This window comes from Lysobacter sp. cf310, from assembly GCF_900114355.1.
In the GTDB taxonomy this organism is placed as follows: Bacteria; Pseudomonadota; Gammaproteobacteria; order Xanthomonadales; family Xanthomonadaceae; genus Lysobacter.
In genome coordinates this window covers 407,111-429,086 of the sequence record NZ_FOSS01000002.1, presented here as the reverse complement: position 1 = coordinate 429,086, position 21,976 = coordinate 407,111, and the positions used below count along the sequence as shown (strand labels likewise).

The window sequence follows — 21,976 nt, the reverse complement described above, 5'->3', positions numbered from 1 at the left end:
ATGAACCGTCCTCACCTGGTAGTCCCACTCTTGCTGGCTGGCGCCTTGGGGGCCCTTTGGGCCGGCGCTGCGTCGGCGCAGAGCACGACGGTGATCCAGGCCGAGAACGTGCGCTACGAGTACGCCCAGGTCCTGCGCGTGACCCCGGTCTACCAGACCCTCACCGCGACCAGCATCGAAAAACGCTGCGACCAGAGCCCCAAACCCGCCACCGAGGACTCGCGCCTGTCGCGCATGGTCGGTGCGGTCAAGGACGTGCTGACCCGCGACCGCCACGAGCGCGAGCGTCAGGCCGCGGCCGAGAATTGCCGCTCGGTGCCGGTGGAGCGCGAGTTCCGCCAGCCCATCGCCTACGACGTGGACTACGTCTACAAGGGCTCCAAGTACCGCTCGCGCCTGCCCGAGGATCCGGGCAACCGGCTGCGCATCCGGGTCGCCGTGACCCCGGTGGTGGCCCCGCTCAACTCGCGCTGATGCCGATCCGGCATAAGGCCCGGCCCGGTTTCGACTTGCGCCGCCGGGGGCCGCATGCGAGCATTCGCCCCCTAATGACCCACCTGCGCGCCGACGCCGACGTCCTCACCTCCGCCTACATGGCGGCGGGCATGACCTCGCGCGCGCGCCGACCGTTGCCCTGCCAATCCGCTGGGTGACGGTGCTCGCCGTCGTTCGTGTAACAAGCCACACACACGAAAAGCCCAGCCTTAGCGCTGGGCTTTTTTGTTTTCAGCCTCCGCAAACCCCGAACCGCGGTTTCCGGCCTCCCTCCCACCGATCCAGAACTACGCCCAACGACACCGCCCATGATCAAGCACTTCCTCAACACCCAGGACTGGTCGCGCGCCGACCTCGACGCGCTGCTGGCGCAGGCCGCCGCGTTCAAGCGCAGCAAGCTCGGCGACCAGTTGAAAGGCAAGTCGATCGCGCTGGTGTTCTTCAACCCGTCGATGCGCACCCGCACCAGCTTCGAGCTGGGCGCGTTCCAGCTCGGCGGCCACGCCGTGGTCCTGCAGCCGGGCAAGGACGCATGGCCGATCGAGTTCGAACTGGGCACGGTCATGGACGGCGACACCGAGGAGCACATCGCCGAAGTCGCCAAGGTGCTGGGCCGCTACGTCGACCTGATCGGCGTGCGCGCGTTCCCGAAGTTCGTCGACTGGGCCAACGACCGCCAGGACAAGGTGCTGGCCAGCTTCGCCAAGTATTCGCCGGTGCCGGTCATCAACATGGAGACCATCACCCATCCCTGCCAGGAGCTCGCCCACGCGCTGGCCCTGCAGGAGCACTTCGGCACCTCCGACCTGCGCGGCAAGAAGTACGTGCTGACCTGGACCTACCACCCCAAGCCGCTCAACACCGCGGTCGCCAACTCGGCCCTGACCATCGCCACCCGCCTGGGCATGGACGTGACCCTGCTGTGCCCGACGCCGGAGTACGTGCTCGACGAGCGCTACATGGGCTGGGCCGAGCAGAACGTGGCCGAGAGCGGCGGCTCGCTCCAGGTCAGCCACGACATCGAGAGCGCCTACCGCGGCGCCGACGTGGTCTACGCCAAGAGCTGGGGCGCGCTGCCGTACTTCGGCAACTGGGGCCCGGAGAAGCCGATCCGCGACCAGTACCAGCACTTCATCGTCGACGAAGCCAAGATGGCGCTGACCAATAACGGCGTCTTCAGCCACTGCCTGCCGCTGCGCCGCAACGTCAAGGCCACCGACGCGGTGATGGATTCGCCGCAGTGCATCGCGATCGACGAGGCCGAGAACCGTCTGCACGTGCAGAAGGCGATCATGGCGGCATTGATCGGACAGTAATTTCCAGCCCCTCTCCCGCGGCACGGGAGAGGGCTTGGAGTGGAGGCGCGTTCGCCTTCGCTCCGAAACCTTGACCGCATTCGTTTGCCCTCACCCCAACCCTCTCCCGCAAGCGGGCGAGGGGGCAAAGACAAGAGAGAAAGAAATGAGCAAAGACATCGTCCTCGCCTTCTCCGGCGGCCTCGACACCAGCTTCTGCGTGCCTTACCTGCAGGAGCGCGGCTGGGCCGTGCACACCGTGTTCGCCGACACCGGCGGCGTGGACGCGGAAGAGCGCGCCTTCATCGAACAGCGCGCGGCCGAGCTCGGCGTGGCCAGCCACGTCACCGTCGATGGCGGCCCGGCGATCTGGTCCGGTTTCGTCAAGCCCTTCGTATGGGCCGGCGAGGGCTATCAGGGCCAGTACCCGCTGCTGGTCTCCGACCGTTACCTGATCGTCGAAGCCGCGCTCGCGCGCGCCGCCGAGCTGGGCACCAAGGCGATCGCGCACGGCTGCACCGGCATGGGCAACGACCAGGTGCGTTTCGACCTGGCGGTGAAGGCGCTGGGCGACTACGAGATCGTCGCGCCGATCCGCGAAATCCAGAAGGAGCACACCGAGGTGCGCGCCTACGAGCAGAAATACCTGGAAGAGCGCGGCTTCGGCGTGCGCGCCAAGCAAAAGGCCTACACCATCAACGAGAACCTGCTCGGCCTGACCATGTCCGGCGGCGAGATCGACCGCTGGCAGGCGCCGGGCGAGGGCGCGCGCGGCTGGTGCAAGCCGCGTGCCGAATGGCCGACGGACGCGCTGAAGGTGACGATCGGCTTCGAGAACGGCGAAGCGGTGTCCCTGGACGGCCAGAAGATCGCCGGCCACACCCTGCTGGCCAAGCTCAACGGCCTGTTCGCCGAGTACGGCGTCGGCCGCGGCCTGTACACCGGCGACACCACCATCGGCCTCAAGGGCCGCATCATCTTCGAGGCCCCGGGCCTGATCGCGCTGCTGACCGCGCACCGCGCGCTCGAAGAGGCGGTGCTGACCAAGCAGCAGAACCGCTTCAAGCCGGAAGTGGCGCGCAAGTGGGTCGAGCTGGTCTACGAAGGCTTCTTCCACGATCCGCTCAAGACCGACCTGGAGGCCTACCTGGCCAGCTCGCAGTCCACCGTCAACGGCGAGGTCGTGCTGGAGACCAACGGCGGCATCGTCAACGCGGTCGCGATCAGTTCGCCGCACATCCTCAACGCCAAGGGCGCGACCTACGCCCAGGCCGCGGATTGGGGCGTGGCCGAGGCCGAGGGCTTCATCAAGCTGTTCGGCATGAGCAGCACGCTGTGGGCCGAGATCAATCGCAAGCAGTAAAGCAAACAAGCGTGAAGCCCCTCTCCCGCTTGCGGGAGAGGGGTTGGGGCGAGGGCAGCAAGCGCCGAAGGCGCAAGCCGCTGTTGCTGTTGTTGTTTCTCTCAAAGCAACAGCGGCCCTCACCCTAGCCCTCTCCCGCAAGCGGGAGAGGGAACCAACGCAACACCGAACCCGAACCGCCGCCCGACACGACGAGCCACGAACTCCATGCTCTCCGAAGTTTTGCAACACCTCGAAGCCCTGGTGTCCTTCGACACCCGCAACCCGCCGCGCCAGATCGGCACGGGCGGCATCTTCGATTACCTGCGCAGCCAGCTCGAAGGTTTCCGCATCGAGGTCGTCGACCACGGCGATGGCGCGGTGTCGATGCTGGCCGTGCGCGGCAAGCCGCAGCGTCTGTTCAACGTCCACCTCGACACCGTGCCGTCCTCGGACGCGTGGAGCGCCGACCCGCATACCCTGCGCGTGACCGGTGACCGCGCGATCGGCCTGGGCGCCTGCGACATCAAGGGCGCGGCGGCCGGCCTGCTGGCCGCGGCGGCGGCGACCACGGGCGATGCCGCGTTCCTGTTCAGCACCGACGAAGAGGCCAACGACCCGCGCTGCATCGCCGGCTTCCTGGCCACTGCGCACGGTTTCAACGAAGTGGTGGTGGCCGAACCGACCCAGTGCGAGGCGGTGCTCGCGCATCGCGGCATCAGCTCGGTGCTGCTGAAGTTTCGCGGCGTCGCCGGCCATGCCTCGGGCGCGAACGCGATCCAGGCCAGCGCGCTGCACCAGACCATCCGCTGGGGCGGGAAGGCGCTGGACTACGTCGAATCGCAGTCGCATCAGCGCTTCGGCGGCCTGACCGGCCTGCGTTTCAACATCGGCCGCGTCGAAGGCGGCATCAAGGCCAACATGATCGCGCCCAGCGCCGAGCTGCGCTTCGGCTTCCGCCCGCTGCCCTCGCAGTCGATCGACGGCCTGCACGAGACCTTCGGCACCCTGATCGAGGCCGGCGCGATCGAGCGTTACGAGGAAACCTTCCGCGGCCCCTCGCTGCCCGGCGGCGACGTCGCCACGGCCGAGCAGCGCCGGCTGGAGGCGCGCGATCTGGCCGACGCGCTGGACCTGCCGATCGGCAACGCGGTGGATTTCTGGACCGAGGCCTCGCTGTTCTCGGCCGCCGGCCTCACCGCGATCGTCTACGGCCCCGGCGACATCGCCCAGGCGCATACCGCCGACGAATGGGTGAGCCTGGAGCAACTGGAGCGTTACGCGCACAGCGTCGCCCGCATCATGGGAGGCAAGGTCTGATGGCCATCTCGATGGACGCCCACCTGCAAACCCGCCAGACCATCGTGCGCCTGCTGTCCAGCATGGCCAGCGCGAAGGAGATCTCGCAGTACCTCAAGCGCTTCTCCCAGCTCGACGCCAAGCGCTTCGCCGTGGTCAAGGTCGGCGGCGCGGTGCTGCGCGACGATCTGGAGGCGCTGACCTCGTCGCTGGCCTTCCTGCAGGACGTGGGCCTGACCCCGATCGTGATCCACGGCGCCGGCCCGCAGCTGGACGACGAGCTGTCGGCGGCCGGTATCGTCAAGCAGACCGTGAACGGCCTGCGCGTGACCTCGCCGGAAGCGCTGGCGATCGTGCGCCGCGTATTTCAGTCGCAGAACCTCAAGCTGGTCGAAGCGCTGCAGGCCGGCGACGGCCGCGCGACCTCGATCATCTCCGGCGTGTTCGAGGCCGACTATCTCGACCGCGACACCTACGGCCTGGTCGGCGAAGTCAGGAAGGTCAACCTGGCCCCGATCGAGGCCAGCCTGCAGGCCGGCTCGATCCCGGTGATCGCCAGCCTGGGCGAGACCGCGGGCGGGCAGATCCTCAACGTCAACGCCGATTTCGCCGCCAACGAGCTGGTGCAGGTGCTGCAGCCGTACAAGATCGTGTTCCTGACCGGCACCGGCGGGTTGCTCGACGACAACGGCCGGGTGATCGATTCGATCAACCTGTCCACCGAATACGAAGACCTGATCCAGCAGCCGTGGATCAACGGCGGCATGCGGGTCAAGATCGAGCAGATCAAGGACCTGTTGGACAAGCTGCCGCTGACCTCGTCGGTGTCGATCACCAAGCCGGCCGAGCTGGCCAAGGAACTGTTCACCCACAAGGGCTCGGGCACCCTGGTCCGGCGCGGCGAGCGCGTGCTGCAGGCGCAGCGCTGGGACGAACTGGATCTGGTGCGGCTGCGTTCGCTGATCGAATCCGCGTTCGGCCGCAAGCTGGTCGACGACTATTTCGACAGCACTGTGCTCAAGCGCGCTTACGTCAGCGAGAACTACCGCGCCGCGGTGATTTTGATCGAGGCCGAGGGCCGCACCTATCTGGACAAGTTCGCGGTGCTGGACGACGCCCAGGGCGAAGGCCTGGGGCGCGCGGTGTGGCAGGTCATGCGCGAGCAGAATCCCAGCGTGTTCTGGCGCTCGCGCCACGGCAATCCGGTCAATCCCTTCTACTACTCCGAATCCGACGGCTGCCTGAAGCAGGAGAAGTGGAAGGTGTTCTGGTACGGCATGCAGGGCTTCAACGAAATCGCCGCCTGCGTCGATTATTCCAGCCGGCGCGCGCCGACCCTGGAGGGCTGAGATGGGCACGAACCCCGCCTGGAACGCACAGCCGCGCTTGCGCGGCGAGCACGTCGCACTCGAACCCCTGACGCCCGCGCACGCCGACGGCCTGCGTGCGGCCCTGGCCGGCGGCGCGCTGGCCCGGCTCTGGTACACCAACGTGCCGGCGCCCGAGGGCGTGGACGCCTACATCGACGCGGCGCTGGCGATGCGCGACCGCGGCCAGGCCTGGCCCTACGCCGTGCTCGACGCGCAGGGCGGGGTGGTCGGCAGCACGCGTTACTACGACATGGACGCGCAGGTGCCGCGCCTGCAGATCGGCTACACCTTCTACGCTCCTCGCGTGCAGCGCACCGGTCTGAACACCCAGGCCAAGTTGCTGTTGCTGCAGCACGCCTTCGAAACCTTGGGCTGCATCGCCGTGGGCTTCGAGACCAGTTGGTTCAATCTGGCCTCGCGCACGGCCATCGCCCGGCTCGGCGCCAAGCAGGACGGCGTGCTGCGCAACCATCGCCGCCACGCCGACGGCAGCCCGCGCGACACGGTCGCGTTCTCGATCATCGACTCGGAATGGCAGGCGGTGAAGCGCAACCTGCACTACCAACTTCAACGGCACGCTACGGGAGCCTCGCATGACTAAGACCGTAGGCATCGTCGGCGCGCGCGGCCACGTCGGCGCGGAACTGATCCGCCTGATCGCCGCGCATCCGGGCTTCGAGCTCGCCTTCGTGTCCTCGCGCGAGCGCGAAGGCCAGCGCGTGGCCGAGCATTTTCCCGAGGTCGGCGGCGAACTGCGTTACAGCGCGCCTTCGCACGAACAGCTGCCCGGCTACGGCGCCGACGCGGTGATCCTGGCCCTGCCCAACGGCAAGGCCGCCGACTGCGTGGCCGCGTTCGACACGGCCGGCGTCGATCCGGTCATCGTCGATCTGTCGGCCGATTACCGCTTCGACGAGGGCTGGTACTACGGCCTGCCGGAGCTCACCCGCGCGCGCTATGCCGGCCAGCGCCGGATCAGCAACCCCGGCTGCTACGCCACCGCGATGCAGCTGGCGGTCGCGCCCTTGCTGGATGTGCTGGACGGCCCCGTCCAGTGCTTCGGCGTGTCCGGCTATTCGGGCGCGGGCACCACTCCCTCGGACAAGAACGACCCCGACAAGCTGCGCGACAATCTGATGCCGTACGCGCTGACCGGTCACGTGCACGAGCGCGAGGTGACCCGCCAGCTCGGGCACGCGGTCGAATTCCTGCCGCACGTGGCGCCGCATTTCCGCGGCCTGACCATCACCGCCAACCTGCACCTGAGCCAGGCGCTCACGCACGAGGCCCTGGTCGCGCGCTATCGCGAACGCTACGCCGGCGAAGCCCTGGTGCGCGTGCTCGATGCGGCGCCCTGGGTCAGTGCGATCGCCGGGCGCCATCATGTCGAGCTGGGCGGTTTCGCCCTGGCCGACGACGGCCGCCGCGCGGTGGTGGTGGCGACCGAAGACAATCTGCTCAAGGGCGCCGCCACCCAGGCGCTGCAGAACCTCAACCTGGCCTTCGGCTACGACGAAGCCGCCGGCATCCCCCTTTGAAGGAAGGCTCCATGTCCGATCTGCTCTGGCAAAAACCCGGCGTCAAGGTCGACGCGCGCATCCAGCGTTTCCTCGCCGGCGAGGACGTGATCCTGGACCGCGAGTTCTTCCTGTTCGACATCGAGGCCAGCCGTGCGCATGCGCAGGGCCTGCAACAGATCGGCATCCTGTCCGCCGACGAGCTGGCCGGGCTGTCGCGCGAGCTCGATGCGCTGGCCGCGGATTTCGGCGCCGGCGCATTCGTGCTCGACGAGCGTTTCGAGGACGGCCACTCGGCGATCGAGTCGCGCCTGATCGAGCGCCTGGGCGATGCCGGTCGCAAGATCCACACCGGCCGCAGCCGCAACGACCAGATCCTGGTCGCCACGCGCCTGTGGCTGAAGGACCGGCTGTCGCGCCTGCTCGCGCTGTGCCGCGAAAGCGCGCAGGTCGCGCTGGCGCGCGCCGAGGCCGAAGCCGCGCTGCCGCTGCCGGGCTACACGCATCTGCAGCGCGCCGTGGTGTCCTCGGCCGGCATGTGGTGGGCGGCCTGGGCCGAAGGCTACATCGACGACGCGCTGCGCGCGCGCCAGACCCTGGACTGGGTCGACGCCAATCCGCTCGGCAGCGCCGCCGGCTACGGCGTGAACCTGCCGCTGGCGCGCGACCACACCACTCAGGCCCTGGGCTTCGGCCGCTTGCAGGTGTCGGCCGCGTACGCGCAGCTGTCGCGCGGCAAGTTCGAGATGGGCGCGATCGAGGCGCTGTCCTCGGCCTTGTTGGACCTGCGCCGCCTGGCCTGGGACCTGAGCCTGTTCACCAGCGCCGAGTTCGATTTCGTCGCCCTGCCGGCGGAGTACACCACCGGCAGTTCGATCATGCCCAACAAGCGCAATCCCGACGTGATCGAGCTGATGCGCGCCAGCTATTCGGCCGCGGCCGCCGCGCGCACCGAGATCGAGCAATTGCTGTCGCTGCCCTCGGGCTATCACCGCGATCTGCAGTTCTCCAAGGGCGCGATCTTCCACGCCTTCGGCCGAGGCCTGGCCGCGCTGGAGCTGCTGCCGGATCTGCTGCGCAATCTGGAATGGAAGCCCGAACGCCTGCGCGCGGCGCTGGACCCTTCGATGTACGCCACCGACCTGGCGGTCGATCTGGCGCGCGACGGTCTGCCGTTCCGCGACGCCTACAAGCAGGCCGCCGACCCGGCGCGCTGGGCCCAGGGCGATCCCGAGGCCAGCCTGGCCGCACGCGTCTCGCCCGGCGCGGCCGCCGATCTGCGCTTGGACAGCTTGCGGCAACGATTGCAGGATCTGACATGAGCACGACGGCAAAGGACTTCGCAGCGCAGCCTTTGCCGTCCTGGCGGCGCGCGGTATTGAAGGTGGGCAGCAGCCTGCTCGCCGGCGCGCCCGACCGGCCGTCCGAGGACGGTCTGGACCCGCGTTACGCCACCGAGCTCGCGCACTTCATCGCCCACGCGCGCGCCGAAGGCCGCGAAGTGGTGCTGGTCTCCTCCGGCGCGGTCGCGGCCGGGCGCGGCCGCATCAAGACCGGCGGCGACGGCCTGGTGCTGCGCCAGGCGCTGGCCGCGCTGGGCCAGGCCTCGCTGGTCTCGTTCTGGCAGTCGCTGTCGCCCGCGCCGGTCGCGCAGGTACTGCTGACCCACGACGATCTGCGCCATCGTCGCCGCTACCTCAACGCGCGCGCCGCGTTGCGCGAGCTGCTGCGCCTGGGCGCACTGCCGGTCATCAACGAGAACGATACCGTCGCGGTCGACGAGCTCAAGCTCGGCGACAACGACAACCTCGCCGCTGCGGTGGCCTCGCTGGTCGACGCCGACCTGCTGCTGATCGCCACCGATATCGGCGGCCTCTACAGCGGCCACCCGCAGCGCGATCCCGACGCGCGCCCGATCGAGCGCGTGGCCGCGGTGACGCCCGAACTGCTGCAAGCCGCCAGCGGCGGCGCCGGCGCGCTCGGCACCGGCGGCATGCGCACCAAGCTGGAGGCCGGCGCCAAGGCGGCGATGGCGGGCATCTCCACCGCGCTGTTCTGCGGCCGCGACGCCGAGGTCGTGCGCGCGCTCGGCGAGGGCCGTCTGCGCGGCACTCTGATCGCCGCGCGCCGCGATCGCGCGCGTGCGCGCAAGCAATGGCTGCGGCATGCGCCCGCCAGCGGCGCGCTGCGCATCGACGCCGGTGCGGCGGCGGCGCTGCAAGCGCGCGGCGCGTCCTTGCTGCCGGGCGGCGTGGTCGAGGTGCTGGGCGAGTTCCGGCGCGGCGACGTGCTCGAACTGCGCCCGCACGACGATCCCGCCGCGGCGCCCTTGGCGCGCGGCCTGGCCCAGTACAACGCCGCCGAGACCCGGCGCATCGCCGGTCGCCACAGCCGCGAGATCGAAGCGCTGCTCGGTTTCCGCTACGGCGAGGAAGTGGTGCACCGCGACGACCTGGTCCTGCTGGACGCGCAACCCAACGATCTGGAGACGCCCGCATGAGCGGTTACGTGCGCAATCTGGCGCTGCAGGCGCGTGCGGCCGCGGACGCGCTCGCGGCCAGCGATGGCGCGACCCGGCGCCGGCTGATCGAAGCCATGGCCGCGCAGTTGGACGCGCAGTCGGTGCAGGTGCTGGCGGCCAATGCCGAGGATCTCGAACGTGGCCATGCCGCCGGCTTGTCGCCGGCGATGCTGGACCGCCTGCGCCTGGATCCCGCGCGCCTGGCCGCGATCGCCGACGCTCTGCGCGAAGTCGCGGCCCAGCCCGATCCATTGGGCGACGTCACCCGCCGCGAGCAACGTCCGAACGGTCTCACGATCGAGCGCCAACGCGTACCGCTGGGCCTGATCGCGATGATCTACGAAGCGCGCCCGAACGTAACCGCCGACGCGGCCGCGCTATGCCTGAAGGCGGGCAACGCCGTGCTGCTGCGCGGCGGTTCGGAAGCGCGCGCCAGCAACCGCGCGATCGCCGCCTGCCTGCATGCGGCCTTGCGCGAAGTCGGCCTGCCCGAGGCCGCCGCGACCCTGATCGAGGACACCGCGCGCGAGCACGTGCTGGAGCTGCTGCAGCTGTCGGACCTGATCGATCTGGCGATCCCGCGCGGCGGCGAGGGCCTGATCCGTTTCGTCGCCGAGCACGCGCGCGTGCCGGTGATCAAGCACTACAAGGGCGTGTGCCACCTCTATGTGGACCGCGCCGCCGACCCGGAGCGCGCGCTGGACTTGCTGATCGACGGCAAGACCTCGCGCCCGGGCGTGTGCAACGCTCTGGAAACCCTGCTGGTGCACGCCGATATCGCGCCGACGTTCCTGCCGCGTGCGCTCGCGGCCTTGGCCGAGCGTGGAGTCGAGCTGCGCGGCTGCGCGCGCGCGCAGGCGTATTCGGACGCGGTGCGACCGGTCAGCGAGGCCGACTACGACGCCGAGTACCTGGATCTGATCCTCAGCCTGCGCGTGGTCGACGACCTCGACGCCGCGCTCGCCCACATCGCCCGCCACGGCTCCGACCACACCGAAGTGATCGCCACCGAGGACGCGGCCGCGGCCGACGCCTTCGTGCGCCGCACGCGCAGCTCGGCGGTGATGGTCAATGCCTCTTCGCGCTTCAACGACGGCGGCCAGCTCGGCCTGGGCGCGGAGATCGGCATCTCGACCACGCGTCTGCACGCCTACGGCCCGATGGGCGTGGAATCGCTGACCATCGAGCGCTACGTGGTACGTGGGGCTGGACAGGTCCGGCACCCGGAGTCGAGACAGGCCTGAGCGCCGGAGCGGTCCCCGCCGCCCTCGGCCTTGTGCGACGATTCGGCACCCTGGAGGCATCCCTTCCGGGAACCGTCACGCCTGGAGGGCGAATGTTGCGACTGATCCTGTGTGCATGCCTGTCGCTGGCCGCGCTGCCCGCATTCGCCGATACCCCCTATGCCTTCCCGGCCGCGGCCGTCGAGGACCGCGCGGCCTTGGATGCGGCGATGCCGATCCTGGCGCGGCAACTGTTGACCGACTATCGCGACGAAGACCGTGCGCGATACTTGAACAACCGCTTCCGCCTGCAGCTGGTCGCCGGCCAGTACGACGAAGCCGAGCGCAGCCTGGTCGAGATCCGCACCACCGCGCCGAGCACCGGCCCCGTGCCGGTGCGCCCCAACCTGATTCAGTACGAGCTATATGCGCGCGCCAAGGCGCTGCAGACGCGCGACGGCACGAGCTTCGAGACGGCGTTCCAGCGAGCGTTCACGGACGTGGTCGGGGCGATGGACGACCCGACGTCGGCCCTGGCCATGCGAGTGCTGAACCTGGACCCGACCGAAGGCACGCAGGAACGACGCGCGGTGGACGATGCGCTGGCCGCGCAGAAGGGCAAGGCCACGATCGAACGCGACCCGGCCTTGGGCTTGTCGCGGGTCTATCAGATCGAGCAGGTCTATCGCGAGCTCAGGCCCTTGCTGCCGCGCCTGGTGGTGCAGGACGACCAGCGCCGCTACACGATCCAGCGCGACATCGCGGTGCGCACGCCCGAAGGGGCCACCGTGTGCGCGCTGCTGGTGCGCCAGCGATCGGCGCCGGCGAAGTCGCCGACCCTGCTCAACTTCACCATTTACGCCAATCCGGTGACGCTGCTCAACGAGGCCCGGCGGTCCGCCGCCCACGGCTACGTCGGCGTCGGCGGCACCAGCCGCGGCAAGGCCTGCAGCCCGGATAAACCCACGCCCTACGAACACGACGGCCGCGACGCCGCGGCGCTGATCGACTGGATCGCGGCCCAGCCCTGGAGCGACGGCCGCGTCGGCATGTACGGTGGCAGCTACGAAGGCTTCACTCAGTGGGCCACCGCCAAGCATCGGCCCAAGGCGCTCAAGGCGCTGATGCCCTCGGTCACCGGCGCGCCCGGCATCGACGTGCCGATGGAGGGCGGCATCACCTTCGGCTTCCAGTACTACTGGCCGTTCTACGTGGCCAACAACCGCAGCGTCGACAACGCACCGATGGAGGACTACGCGCGCTGGCAGCGCATGCAGCGCGAGTGGTACGTGAGCGGGCGCAGCTACCGCGATCTGGAAAAGATCGACGGCGTGCCCAACCCGTTCTACCTGCGCTGGCTGGATCACCCCGACTACGACCGCTATTGGCAGGACATGATCCCGTACCGCGAGGAGTTCGCCGACCTCGACCTCAAGGTGCTCACCACCACCGGCTATTACGACGGCGCCCAGATCGGCGCGCTGTACTACCTGCGCGAGCACTACCGCTACCGCCCGCAGGCCGAGCACTACCTGGTGATCGGCCCCTACAACCACATCAGCGGCCAGCGCGGCACGGTCGCCACCGGCGATTGGCTGCGCGGCTACAAGCTGGATCCGGTCGCGCAACTGGACATCGGCGTGCTGCGCTACCAGTGGTTCGACTACGTGTTCAAGGGCGCGCCCAAGCCGGCGCTGCTGGCCGACCGCATCAACTACCAGGTGATGGGCGCCAATGTCTGGAAGCACGCCCCTTCGCTGGCCGCGATGGGCGAGCGGCGCCAGCGCTTCCATTTCGGTCCGGCGGGCGAGGGCGACCGCTACCGTTTCCTGACCCAATCGCCGGGACACGACGCCTACGTGACCCAGACCCTGGACATGCGCGACCGCAGCGACGCCGACCGCATCCTGCCCGGCGGCGGCATCGTCGATAAGGTCATCGACACCGCCGACAGCCTGGTGTTCGTAAGCGAGCCTTTCGCCGAGGCCGGCGAGTTCAGCGGCCTGTTCTCCGGGCATCTCGATCTGGCGGTGAACAAGCGCGACTTCGACTTCAACATCGGCCTGTACGAGCTCAGCGCGCAGGGCGAGTACTTCGAGCTGTCGCGCTACCAGTCGCGCGCCAGCTACGTCGCCGACCTGTCGCGGCGCGCCTTGCTGAGCCCGGACCGACGCACCCAGCTCGACTTCAGCGCCGGCCGCCTGACCAGCCGCCGCTACGCGGCCGGCAGCCGCCTGGTCGCGGTGGTCAGCGTGCTGCGCAACCAGCAGCAGCAGATCAACTACGGCAGCGGCAAGCCGGTATCCGACGAAACCGTGGCCGACGCGGGCGAGCCGGTGCGGGTGAAGTGGTACGGCGCCAGCTATCTGGAGATTCCGCTCAGCCGTTGAAGCATCGCGGCGGCATCGCGGACACAGCGCCCGGCAAGCCGGGCCCTGCGTCTTTGTGCGAGGCGTCGTGATCCGGGCCCTGGCCGGGTGCTAGGGTTTCAGCGGCCCAAGACCGGGCGCAGGAAGACGCCATGACCTCCTTTGAAGCGGCATCGCCGGATTCGCGCCCGAAGGCGGGCGGCGCACCGGTGGACTTCGACTCCGAATTGCAGCGGCACCATCCGCTGTTCATGCGTGCCTGCGCCATCGCCGCGCATGAGCGGGTATTGGACATCGGCTGTGGGACAGGGCTGACCACCCGCGAGGCCGCACGTGCGGCCACGGCGGGCGGTGCGTATGGCGTCGATGTCATGGCGTCGGCGATCGCGAGCGCGCGCGAACGGGCCGCGGCGCAGGGCCTGCGCAATGTGCGTTTCGAGCAGGGCGACGTGCAGGCCTATCCGTTTCCCGCGAACGCGTTCGACGTCGCTATCAGCCGCTACGGCACCATGTTCTTCGCCGACCCCGCCGCCGCCTTCCGCCATGTTCGCGGCGTACTGACCGACGAGGGCCGCCTGGTGATGATGGTCTGGCAAGCCCGCGAGGCCAACGAATGGACCACCGCCATACAGGGCACCAACGCCCAGTCCCCCGCCGCCTTCTCCTTAGGCGATCCGGCGACAGTGGAGTGCCTGCTCGATACGGCCGGGTTCGCGCAGGTGACGTTCCAGGACGTGCAAGAACCTGTGTACTACGGCGACAGCGTCGAGGCCGCATTGGAATGGATCGGGCAATTCCAGGCCACCAAGACCGCCCTACAGTCGCTGGACATAGCGGCCGCCGAGCGCGAGCGGGAGAGGATGCACGACGTCGTCGCTCAGCACTATCGGGATGGAGGCGTGTGGTTCGGCTCGCGGGCGTGGATCGTCAGCGCCCGGTGCCGTTGATCGGCTGACGCGCCGCGACCGCGCATCGGCAGCCTTTATTTGCCGTTTGAGAGCTGTTCTTTCGCGACTGCCTCAGCTCCGGCTCCAGATCGCGTACGCGCCCGGGCATTCGGACGGCAAGCAGAGTGCTGCTCGCTTGTCGGAGAGCTAAAGCATTGAGTCAAAACACTATATTTGGTGTTGACGAGGCGAAACCTTCTCACTATCTTCGTAACGTCGGTTCTATCGGCCAGCAAGCCGTATGGATTGAAAGGGAAGTCGGTGAGGCGTTCGCGCTATTCCGACACTGCCCCGCAGCGGTAATCGGGAACGATCCCGCCACGAGCACTGAGGCGCAGCCCTCGGGAAGTGGCGGATTAGGTGGGAGGTCAGCCTTCCGTGCCCGAGAGTCCGAAGACCTGCCGACAGCTCAATCAACGCACGCGATTGAGCTAGTCGACTGGCGCTTGCCTGTCGCGGGGCCTTGCATGTCTGCTTATGTCCCCGTGTTGCGTCCAGTAGCCCTTGTTCGGGTCGCAGGGGAGTGCGCGTCTTTGTGGGACAGTCCGATGAGAAGCGAAAGCGGTCGCAGCAAGCTTGAGGTTCGGGGCGCTATGAGCAAGAAGGGCGCGGATCGGGTAGGGAACAAGCTGGCTAATGCGGCATTGATCCTGTCCATCGGTATTGCGCTTGCGTTTGTTACCTACGCCGCGCGCTGGTGGTAGCGGTCGCGAACGATCAACTACAGCTGAGGCATCCAGATGAAGTTGGAAGTAGGGGCCCCTCCCCTTGGGTCGTTATGTATATGGTCGAACGATCGGGGCCGCCAATGATTCGCCGTATAGTTCAAACGGATTGCACGCAACCAGCGTGCTCGGTGGGGCAGGGATGAGCAAGAAGCGCATCGTGGTAGTAGGCGTGGTAGTGCTGATGGCGCTGGCAGCCATCGCGTTCTTGAGGGTCAAGAACGCCGGTGCCCCTGCGTCACCTCCGTCCACCACGGTGAGCGGCACGACAACGCCGACGGCATCGGCGTCCGTTGCCGCCATCGAGGGCGTGCGCAGTCCGCCCCGTACATCCAATGCGGGAGTCGCAGCGCAGAGGCTCGGCACGATGGCGCCTGAGCTTGCCTTGGCCGAAGCGCATTCCCTTAGCAAGTGCCTGCGGCTGGCGAATCGCAAGCTGACAGTGCCCGAAGGGCTCACGCAAGTTCAAACCGAGCAGTTCCTGAAAAGCAGCGGCGCGCTGGACGCGAACTGCCCGCCTGATCCAGATCCATACCGCGTGTATGCCCTGGCTGAACATGCGGCCGAGGCCGGAGACCTTCAGGCCCAGCTCGATTTCTCGCTACTGGCCGCTGGCGTGTTTGACCTGCAGAAAGCGGCGTTGGATACCGACCTGATCACTCGATACAAACGCGATTCGATGCGCTATCTCGAACAGGCCGTCAAAGCCGGTAGCGTCGAGGCGCTTTCGCGACTGTCCGAAAACTACGACACCGGGTTGTTTACCCCAGCGGACCCGTTGCAGGCCTACGCCTACGGGTATGCGCGCCATCAGATCGTGAACTCGCCTGTATCCGCCCTGCGGCTGGGCCAGCTCGGTCGCGGCTTGTCGCCTTCGCAGATCAAGCAAGGGCAAGCCCTCGGCGCCGCCTACGTTCAAACCGTTCAAGCCGCAGGAGTGAAGAAATGAAGACCTATGCCAAAATCGGACTGGTGCTGCTGCTGGCGTCCGTGACCGGTTGGGTGGCAGCCAAGTACGTCGGCCGCTTCTATTGCGGCGCCACCTGTGAGGTGGGCGCGGGGCCTGCAATGGGTGACACGTATACGTTCATTCGCGCCATCGTCAACGAGAAGGTCACCAGTTGGGTCGACTCCAACAATCGTCCCAATCAGGTGACCATCTGCAACGGAACCAAATGCTCGCTCTACACGGCCGTGGTGATTTCGGGTCAGTTCGTTTCTGAGGGCTATTGGTACAGCGACTGGACCGGTACTGGCGAGGTCGGCAATGGAGGCGGGGGTGCAGTCGGCGGCGGAAGCGGGCCGATCTCGGGTGGTGGCGATAATCCCTGGCAGGACTGCATTAGCACCACTAAGACGGGGCAGGCGTGTACCAGTGTCGACGGCGGCCCCAAGAGCTGTGTCGAAGTAGATATGCCGGCGTTGAGTTGTCCGGGGATGGGATGATCTGCTGCCTGCTTCGGAGCAGCATGACTGAGCGATGAAACGCGAAGTCATAACGCCATTCGATCGCGTTTCGGCGAAACAAGGGGCAGAGCTGATTTTCTAGAAAGCCCGTTCTGATCCCTGTTTCTGGCGGTACGCGCATCAAGCCTGCTGCGGCCCGACGCTTGAGTTGGAACACTGCGAGGTCCTGGCTACTTCGGCAGATCCAGTGGCGAACCAAACTCTTCGATGTACGCAGCCATATCCGATTGGAACAGCGCTGGGCGGGGCTCAGGGTTCAGAAAGAAGACTGATTGGTCGGCTTGAACGTAGATCTCGTAGCCAGGTCGATACAGCGGAGAGCTGTTTGCCAACGGATGATCATGGGCTCTATCGGCGCCGCCGGTTCCGAGCAGCAATTCCCTGGCCGATTTCAGTGCCTCGGCGCTGTCGGATTCGATGCAAAGGTCGTCGTACTCGCCGTTGCCCAGCATGACCAACAGCCCGAATAGGGCGCGCTCGTCGTCGAGCGGAAGAACTGTTGGCTGGATCTTCTGGGGCTCCGCGCCACGCCATTTTCTGTACCACTCGGTCAGAACAAGCTGCATGCGGCACCTAGCTGCCTAGTATTCGAATTCCGGGGGCGATTGTACGACCTGCCCACGGTGCATCGTATGGCGGGCCGCGCCCTCGATGCCTATTCGATAGGCGGCCGATCCGGGGCTGCCGGCCTGGCTATCCCGGCAGATTCGAACGAATCAGGTTTACGGTTTCGGTAAGTCGCTTGGCGGACGCTTGGACCCGCTCGCGACGCTGCGCATCCCCGCTGGGCTCGTGTGAGCTGCCTCTTTCGCGCCCGGCGCCATCGAAGGTCGCGAGCTGTGGCGGGCCTACGCCCCAGTCGCTTCCCCGCTGGCGGGGTACCACGTGGAAATGGAAGTGCGGTGTTTCCTGTCCGCTGTAGACCCCGTTGTTCTGAAACGTCAGTATTCCGAGGGGGCGATAGGTCAGGACAAGTGCCTGCGCGACTCGCTTTGCCGAGATCAGCACGGCCTCGCATTCTTGCTGTGAAAGATCGAGCAGCGTTGCGACATGCCGACGGGTGATCACGCAGCATTGGCCCACTTCGAACTGCCGCGGATTGATCACAGTGAGCGTGTGCTCGCCCTCCTCGATGATCTTCCAGCGTTCTTCGCGAGCCGCCACGCAAAGGTCGCACGGTTCTCTTATGGGAAGCTCGATCAAGGGCCTGCTCCTGGTCGGCCGACAGGCCGATACAAACAACGATGATTCATTCGATGTGCGCCGGCGGAGGTATGGCTGTGCCAGGCAAAGGCTCAACCGCCCGTGTCCTCGGGAAGTTTTGGAAACAGCGCCTCCAGCGCATCGCGTTCGTCCTGGCGCTGCTGCTGGGTCGCCTCGATGGTCCGGCATTCGCGTAGCAGGCGGTCGCGTTTTTCCTCGGGCATCGCGCCGCTGCGGTAGTCCGCGATCAGCGCCTTGGCCTCCGCGGATTCCGGGAACGCCGCCAGTTCGGGGCTGGCGCGCGTTGCGGCATAGCACTGCGGCGCTTTTTCGCGGTAACGGGCCAGGACCCTGTCGAAGGACGGCGCGGTGTCTGGCGCGATCTCCGCGCAGATGTGCGCTTGCATGGAGAGCAGGGCGGTCATCATGTAAGTCTCGCTGCGAACTCGCAGGCCGATGCCGTCGCATGCCTCCGGAAAGCCCTGCGCCATTGCCGGATGGACTAGCCATAGGGGCGAGACAACCAATAGCGCAATGAGAGCTTTCGTCATGGGGCCACTGCAGGGTGGAGGGGCCGGGAGGCCGTGCGCTTCGTCTGGGGGCGCTAGTCTTCGATTTCCCGGATGCTGCCCAGATTCCCTTTGAATACCCGCGTGTAGGGATAGCTGGTCCGGTCGACTACTTCGAGCTGGTACTTGTCCTGGCTGCCCTTGGGGATGGTTATGAAGACAACCTCGTCGTCTTTTTCGAATATCTGGGTTTCGAGTGTGGCCCAGAAGGGCTGCTCGTCGCTGCGCTCGAGGTAGACGAGATAGCGCCTCTGGCGCCAGTCCCCTTCCGGTTTCGGCAGATGAATGATGTAGCGATGGTCGGCGTAGATTTCGGCTTGCGGCTGGATGGGCGTGCCGTCGCGAACTCGAGGCGCCGGTGGCGCCACCCACCGATCCACCGCCCAGGCGTTTCCGGTGAACAAGGCAGCAAGCAAGACGATGGCTCTGACGGTCACGGTGCATCTCCTGGGTAGTGGCGGGGTAAGGCTTATCGCGCGCTTGAATCGTCATGCGCTGGCGAGCGGTCGGGGCGTCTGCGGCTAGTCGTCAAAGTTCGAGGCTGGAGCGCAGGCGGATTGCGAGGTGGATCGGGTGCGAAAGCGCAGGGCCTCACCGGACCTTAAAGGCAGCCCGATGGACGCTCACGCCGTTGAGGAACACTTCGACCTGGTAGCGGCCCTCCGGCCAGTCGTTCGGCTTGGAAATCTCGAAAACGGTGTAGCCCTGGCCCTCGAACAGGATTTCGCGGCTGTCGTCGTTGACGGCCTGGCGGTCTTCGCCTTCGCCGTAGGTCCACAGCACCCCCAGCGTGCCCACCACCGGATCGGGGCCGGATACGCGCGTGGCGATCGAAAGGTGGATGCTGTCGGTCGGCTTGAACAGGGTCTTGGGAACGGGCGTGCGCAGTTGGTGGTCCACGTGCGAGCCCAGGCTGGCGCCGACGACCGACACGGTCGAGGCGGCCGCCTCGCTGCGCGGCGCGGGCTCGACGACCCGGTGTTGCGCCTGGCCCGAGACCAGGATGGCGGCCAGCAGCAGTGCGGTGAGCATGTCCTCCCCCTTAAGGCGATGCTCGGTTCGATGGCCATCCTAATCGATGCCTGGCCCGTCCGATCGCGGTTCCGGCTGGGTGGCGCGGTTCTCGGTCGCCCCTTCACGGGCTCGGCCGCGGCGCGTAAGGTCCGGTCTCCCGGGCGTGGCGCTTGCATCGTGCGAAGTCCGGGCCGCATTCATCTGGGTCGTTGCGTCGGAAGGCCCGAACCATGCCCGCGTTATCGCCGGCCATGGCCGCAGACGGGAAAAGACCGCGTTCCTAGTAGGCGACACCGCCGCGCCATGGAGGCCACGATGAACACGGACCCGTTCGATACCGGCCCTACGGGCAAATTCCGCACCCTGTGCCAGAAGTATCCCGACGCCACGGTGTATCGGGGCGCGGACGGGTTTCGTTCGCTATGGGGCCCGATCTTCTACCGCGGCCGTGCCAATGGCACCGCGCGCCTGTTGGTCATCGGCCAGGACCCGGCCCAGACCGAGGCATTCACGCGCCGGATTCTGTCGGGGCAGGCGGGGCAGCGCGTGCAGGGCTTCGTCGAGAAGCTGGGTTTCACGCGCAGCTATCTGATGATCAACGCGTTCGCGTACGGCATCTTCAACCAGGACATGGCGATGCCGCATCTGAACGATCCGGAGATTCAGGCCTATCGCCACCAGTGGCTGGAAGCGGCGTTCGCGAAGGGCCGGATCGAAGCCGTCGTCACCTTCGGCAATGCCGCGTTCAACGCCTGGACCGCGTTCAAGGCGACGCCGGCCGGGCAGGCGGTGACGGCCTTCCATCAAAAGGCGCTGCACCCCACGGCCGACAAGCCCGGCGGGCCGATCACGCGCAAGGATCTGCTGGACAACTGGAATGTTGCTTTGAACAAACTCCGTCCTCATATCCAGAATCCGGACGTGAGCAAGGCGCTGGTGCCCTACGGCAACGACTTCACCGCGGCCGAGCTGCCGCCGATTCCCAGCCGCGACTTTCCCATGGGCCTGCAGCCCTGGATGCGCGACTCGGATTTCTGGGCGAAGCTGGGCGATCCGCCGGGCACGGAGCGCGCCAACATCTCCATCGTCGTCCCCTAGGCGCTCAGCTGACCACCGAGGGATCGGCGACTTCGATCACCAGTGGCGCCTGATGCGCGCTATTCGGGGCGCGCCAGACGCGCGCTTCGGCGCCGACGCCGGGCACCTGCGTTTGCAGCAACTGCTCGCGCGAGCTCGTCGGGCGCCAATGGCCGCAAATCGGCCGGTCGCCGGGGATCTGCACGACGAGCGAGAAAGAGGCGACCGCACCGTCTTCGGCGAGCTTCCAGCGCCGCTCGCTGACTCGTCCGCCGGTCGCGACTGCGCGGGGCGCGATCCCGCGCCAGATCGTTTGCAGCCGCGCTTCGCGCTTGGCCTGCCGGATCGAGCCGGACAGAACGGCCCAGAGCGCGAGTGCGAGGCCGCCCAACATGACGGTGAAGATGAGGTTGAACCACCAGCCGGGGGTGTCGTCCGTCCACAACAGGTAGATCGCCCAGGCGGCGCCAGCGGACGCGATCACGTTCAACAGAGCGAACAAGATGCGTCCTGTGCGACGCATGCGGGGCGGGAAGGCCAGCGCCTCGGGGGCCTGCACTAGCGGCGATGCCGCTTCCAGCCGCGGCAGCAGATGGATGACGTGGCCGTCGTCGTGGTCGTGGTCGTGCGTACTGGGCGTCGGCATGGGCGCATGGTAAGGGCGCCGTCGGACCGGGGCCAGCGTTCGTCCATGCACGCTGGCGCCGCGATCAGGACTCCGGGTTGTACATGATCTCGCGCACTTCCTGGGCGCAACGGCAGGACGCGGCGAGCTTGGCCGCCCACTGCAGCGCCTCGTCCCGCGAAGACACCTCGATGATCGAAAAGCCGCCGATCACCGCCTTGGTTTCCGGGTAGGGGCCGGCGGAGACCGAGCCGTCGCTGGCCACGATGCTGGCCTGCTGGCTCAGTAGCCCGCCGCCGAAGATCCAGACCCCCGCGGCCTTGGCTTCGCGCACCACGGCGTGCGAGGCCTCGGACACCGCGGGCAAATCGGCTTCGGCAATCGTCATCGTTCCGTCATCGAACGAGATCAGATATCGCTGCATCTCCCTGCTCCTGAATGTTTAGCCGCCGGTCACGACGCCCGCGCTTGCGCGACGCGCTTACGACGCGAGACGAAACGCCACACCAGCCAGGTCAGCAGCACCAGCACGGTGGGGCAGGCCCAGCCGAACGCGGCGGCGATGGCGATGTTGTCGTCGGCGTCGGGGGTTGGGGCAGCGGTGTGCTGGACGGCGTAGGCATAGGCCAGGTTGAGGGCCCAGCCCAGCGCGATCGCGATGCCGGCCGCGACCAGGCCGTGCAGGCGCGTGCGCGATCGCAACAGCCAGAACGCGACTACCGGCAGCGCCAGCGCCGCGAGCAAGAGTGCGAGGACTGCGTAGTGGTCCATGAGCCATCCGCCGAATCCAGCGATAGCGGGATTCTGGGTACCGCGGGCCGCCGCCGTCAATCCGGCCTTGCGACAAAGTAAGGGCATTACAGAAGCGGCGCGACCCACGGCTGCGCGCTGACGTCACGGGCCGTCGCGCGGGCGCGG

Annotated in this window: 23 protein-coding genes and 1 riboswitch; of the genes, 15 read left to right on the top strand and 8 right to left on the bottom strand. The window is 67.4% G+C overall.

The genetic code is table 11. The annotated features are described in order from the left end of the window. The 14 genes from BMZ45_RS08565 to BMZ45_RS21200 all read left to right on the top strand — a co-directional run bounded on the left by BMZ45_RS08565 (position 1) and on the right by BMZ45_RS21200 (position 16,549). On the top strand, positions 1 to 474 hold the full coding sequence (locus BMZ45_RS08565) for a hypothetical protein (protein WP_091635087.1): 474 nt from the start codon (positions 1 to 3) through the stop codon (positions 472 to 474). A gap of 329 nt (positions 475 to 803) precedes the next feature. After that, positions 804 to 1,811: an N-acetylornithine carbamoyltransferase gene (locus tag BMZ45_RS08560; RefSeq protein ID WP_091635085.1), complete on the top strand. Its 1,008-nt coding sequence runs from the start codon at positions 804 to 806 to the stop codon at positions 1,809 to 1,811. A gap of 145 nt (positions 1,812 to 1,956) precedes the next feature. Next, positions 1,957 to 3,153: an argininosuccinate synthase gene (locus tag BMZ45_RS08555; protein WP_091635082.1), complete on the top strand. Its 1,197-nt coding sequence runs from the start codon at positions 1,957 to 1,959 to the stop codon at positions 3,151 to 3,153. Between the two features lie 207 nt (positions 3,154 to 3,360). Further along, positions 3,361 to 4,452 carry an acetylornithine deacetylase gene (locus BMZ45_RS08550; RefSeq protein ID WP_091635080.1) on the top strand — a complete coding sequence of 364 codons (1,092 nt, stop codon included), beginning with the start codon at positions 3,361 to 3,363 and terminating at the stop codon, positions 4,450 to 4,452. Beyond that, positions 4,452 to 5,780, top strand: coding sequence for an acetylglutamate kinase (locus BMZ45_RS08545; RefSeq protein ID WP_175489006.1), 1,329 nt, complete (start codon positions 4,452 to 4,454; stop codon positions 5,778 to 5,780). Before BMZ45_RS08550 ends, BMZ45_RS08545 begins: the two co-directional genes overlap by 1 nt. Before the next feature lies 1 nt (position 5,781). Next, entirely contained in the window at positions 5,782 to 6,402 is a 621-nt protein-coding gene (locus BMZ45_RS08540) for a GNAT family N-acetyltransferase (protein ID WP_091635078.1), read from the top strand. Beyond that, positions 6,395 to 7,339: an N-acetyl-gamma-glutamyl-phosphate reductase gene (gene argC / locus BMZ45_RS08535; RefSeq protein WP_091635076.1), complete on the top strand. Its 945-nt coding sequence runs from the start codon at positions 6,395 to 6,397 to the stop codon at positions 7,337 to 7,339. The genes BMZ45_RS08540 and argC overlap by 8 nt, the downstream gene beginning before the upstream one ends. An 11-nt stretch (positions 7,340 to 7,350) precedes the next feature. After that, positions 7,351 to 8,640, top strand: a complete 1,290-nt coding sequence (argH, locus tag BMZ45_RS08530; RefSeq protein WP_091636355.1) for an argininosuccinate lyase — start codon at positions 7,351 to 7,353, stop codon at positions 8,638 to 8,640. Then, positions 8,637 to 9,818: a glutamate 5-kinase gene (proB, locus tag BMZ45_RS08525; protein WP_091635074.1), complete on the top strand. Its 1,182-nt coding sequence runs from the start codon at positions 8,637 to 8,639 to the stop codon at positions 9,816 to 9,818. The genes argH and proB overlap by 4 nt, the downstream gene beginning before the upstream one ends. Then, entirely contained in the window at positions 9,815 to 11,083 is a 1,269-nt protein-coding gene (locus BMZ45_RS08520; RefSeq protein ID WP_091635072.1) for a glutamate-5-semialdehyde dehydrogenase, read from the top strand. Before proB ends, BMZ45_RS08520 begins: the two co-directional genes overlap by 4 nt. A gap of 92 nt (positions 11,084 to 11,175) precedes the next feature. Continuing rightward, a complete protein-coding gene (locus BMZ45_RS08515) occupies positions 11,176 to 13,452 on the top strand; it encodes a CocE/NonD family hydrolase (RefSeq protein WP_091635070.1) in 2,277 nt (758 codons plus the stop codon). A 131-nt stretch (positions 13,453 to 13,583) separates the two neighbouring features. Next, entirely contained in the window at positions 13,584 to 14,378 is a 795-nt protein-coding gene (locus BMZ45_RS08510; RefSeq protein ID WP_175489005.1) for a class I SAM-dependent methyltransferase, read from the top strand. Between the two features lie 200 nt (positions 14,379 to 14,578). Beyond that, a riboswitch (cobalamin riboswitch) is annotated at positions 14,579 to 14,799 on the top strand. A 446-nt stretch (positions 14,800 to 15,245) separates the two neighbouring features. Beyond that, entirely contained in the window at positions 15,246 to 16,052 is an 807-nt protein-coding gene (locus tag BMZ45_RS08505) for a hypothetical protein (protein WP_091635066.1), read from the top strand. Further along, positions 16,049 to 16,549, top strand: coding sequence for a hypothetical protein (locus tag BMZ45_RS21200; protein ID WP_139215442.1), 501 nt, complete (start codon positions 16,049 to 16,051; stop codon positions 16,547 to 16,549). Before BMZ45_RS08505 ends, BMZ45_RS21200 begins: the two co-directional genes overlap by 4 nt. Positions 16,550 to 16,740: 191 nt before the next feature. Here the strand turns inward: BMZ45_RS21200 and BMZ45_RS08500 are convergent, their stop codons facing one another. The 5 genes from BMZ45_RS08500 to BMZ45_RS21605 all read right to left on the bottom strand — a co-directional run bounded on the left by BMZ45_RS08500 (position 16,741) and on the right by BMZ45_RS21605 (position 19,374). Further along, the gene (locus BMZ45_RS08500; protein ID WP_091635063.1) at positions 16,741 to 17,136 is read right to left on the bottom strand and encodes a hypothetical protein; all 396 of its coding nucleotides are present in this window, start codon (positions 17,134 to 17,136) and stop codon (positions 16,741 to 16,743) included. A gap of 127 nt (positions 17,137 to 17,263) precedes the next feature. Continuing rightward, positions 17,264 to 17,773, bottom strand: coding sequence for an HIT family protein (locus BMZ45_RS21615; RefSeq protein WP_175489004.1), 510 nt, complete (start codon positions 17,771 to 17,773; stop codon positions 17,264 to 17,266). Between the two features lie 92 nt (positions 17,774 to 17,865). Continuing rightward, on the bottom strand, positions 17,866 to 18,324 hold the full coding sequence (locus BMZ45_RS21610; RefSeq protein ID WP_175489003.1) for a hypothetical protein: 459 nt from the start codon (positions 18,322 to 18,324) through the stop codon (positions 17,866 to 17,868). A gap of 53 nt (positions 18,325 to 18,377) precedes the next feature. After that, positions 18,378 to 18,779, bottom strand: a complete 402-nt coding sequence (locus BMZ45_RS08490; RefSeq protein ID WP_139215441.1) for a hypothetical protein — start codon at positions 18,777 to 18,779, stop codon at positions 18,378 to 18,380. Positions 18,780 to 18,933: 154 nt separating this feature from the next. Then, the gene (locus BMZ45_RS21605) at positions 18,934 to 19,374 is read right to left on the bottom strand and encodes a hypothetical protein (protein ID WP_175489002.1); all 441 of its coding nucleotides are present in this window, start codon (positions 19,372 to 19,374) and stop codon (positions 18,934 to 18,936) included. 297 nt (positions 19,375 to 19,671) lie between these two features. Here BMZ45_RS21605 and BMZ45_RS21600 point away from each other — a divergent pair, with 297 nt between their 5' ends. Beyond that, positions 19,672 to 20,454, top strand: a complete 783-nt coding sequence (locus BMZ45_RS21600; RefSeq protein WP_175489001.1) for a uracil-DNA glycosylase family protein — start codon at positions 19,672 to 19,674, stop codon at positions 20,452 to 20,454. Between the two features lie 4 nt (positions 20,455 to 20,458). Here BMZ45_RS21600 and BMZ45_RS08480 read toward each other — a convergent pair whose 3' ends face one another. From BMZ45_RS08480 to BMZ45_RS08470, 3 genes are all read right to left on the bottom strand, one after another. Next, a complete protein-coding gene (locus BMZ45_RS08480) occupies positions 20,459 to 21,079 on the bottom strand; it encodes a hypothetical protein (protein ID WP_091635054.1) in 621 nt (206 codons plus the stop codon). A gap of 64 nt (positions 21,080 to 21,143) precedes the next feature. Continuing rightward, on the bottom strand, positions 21,144 to 21,446 hold the full coding sequence (locus BMZ45_RS08475) for a YciI family protein (RefSeq protein ID WP_254776583.1): 303 nt from the start codon (positions 21,444 to 21,446) through the stop codon (positions 21,144 to 21,146). A 65-nt stretch (positions 21,447 to 21,511) separates the two neighbouring features. Further along, complete coding sequence (locus BMZ45_RS08470) at positions 21,512 to 21,829, bottom strand: hypothetical protein (RefSeq protein WP_091635049.1); 318 nt, start codon at positions 21,827 to 21,829, stop codon at positions 21,512 to 21,514. Between the last annotated feature and the right edge of the window lie 147 nt (positions 21,830 to 21,976).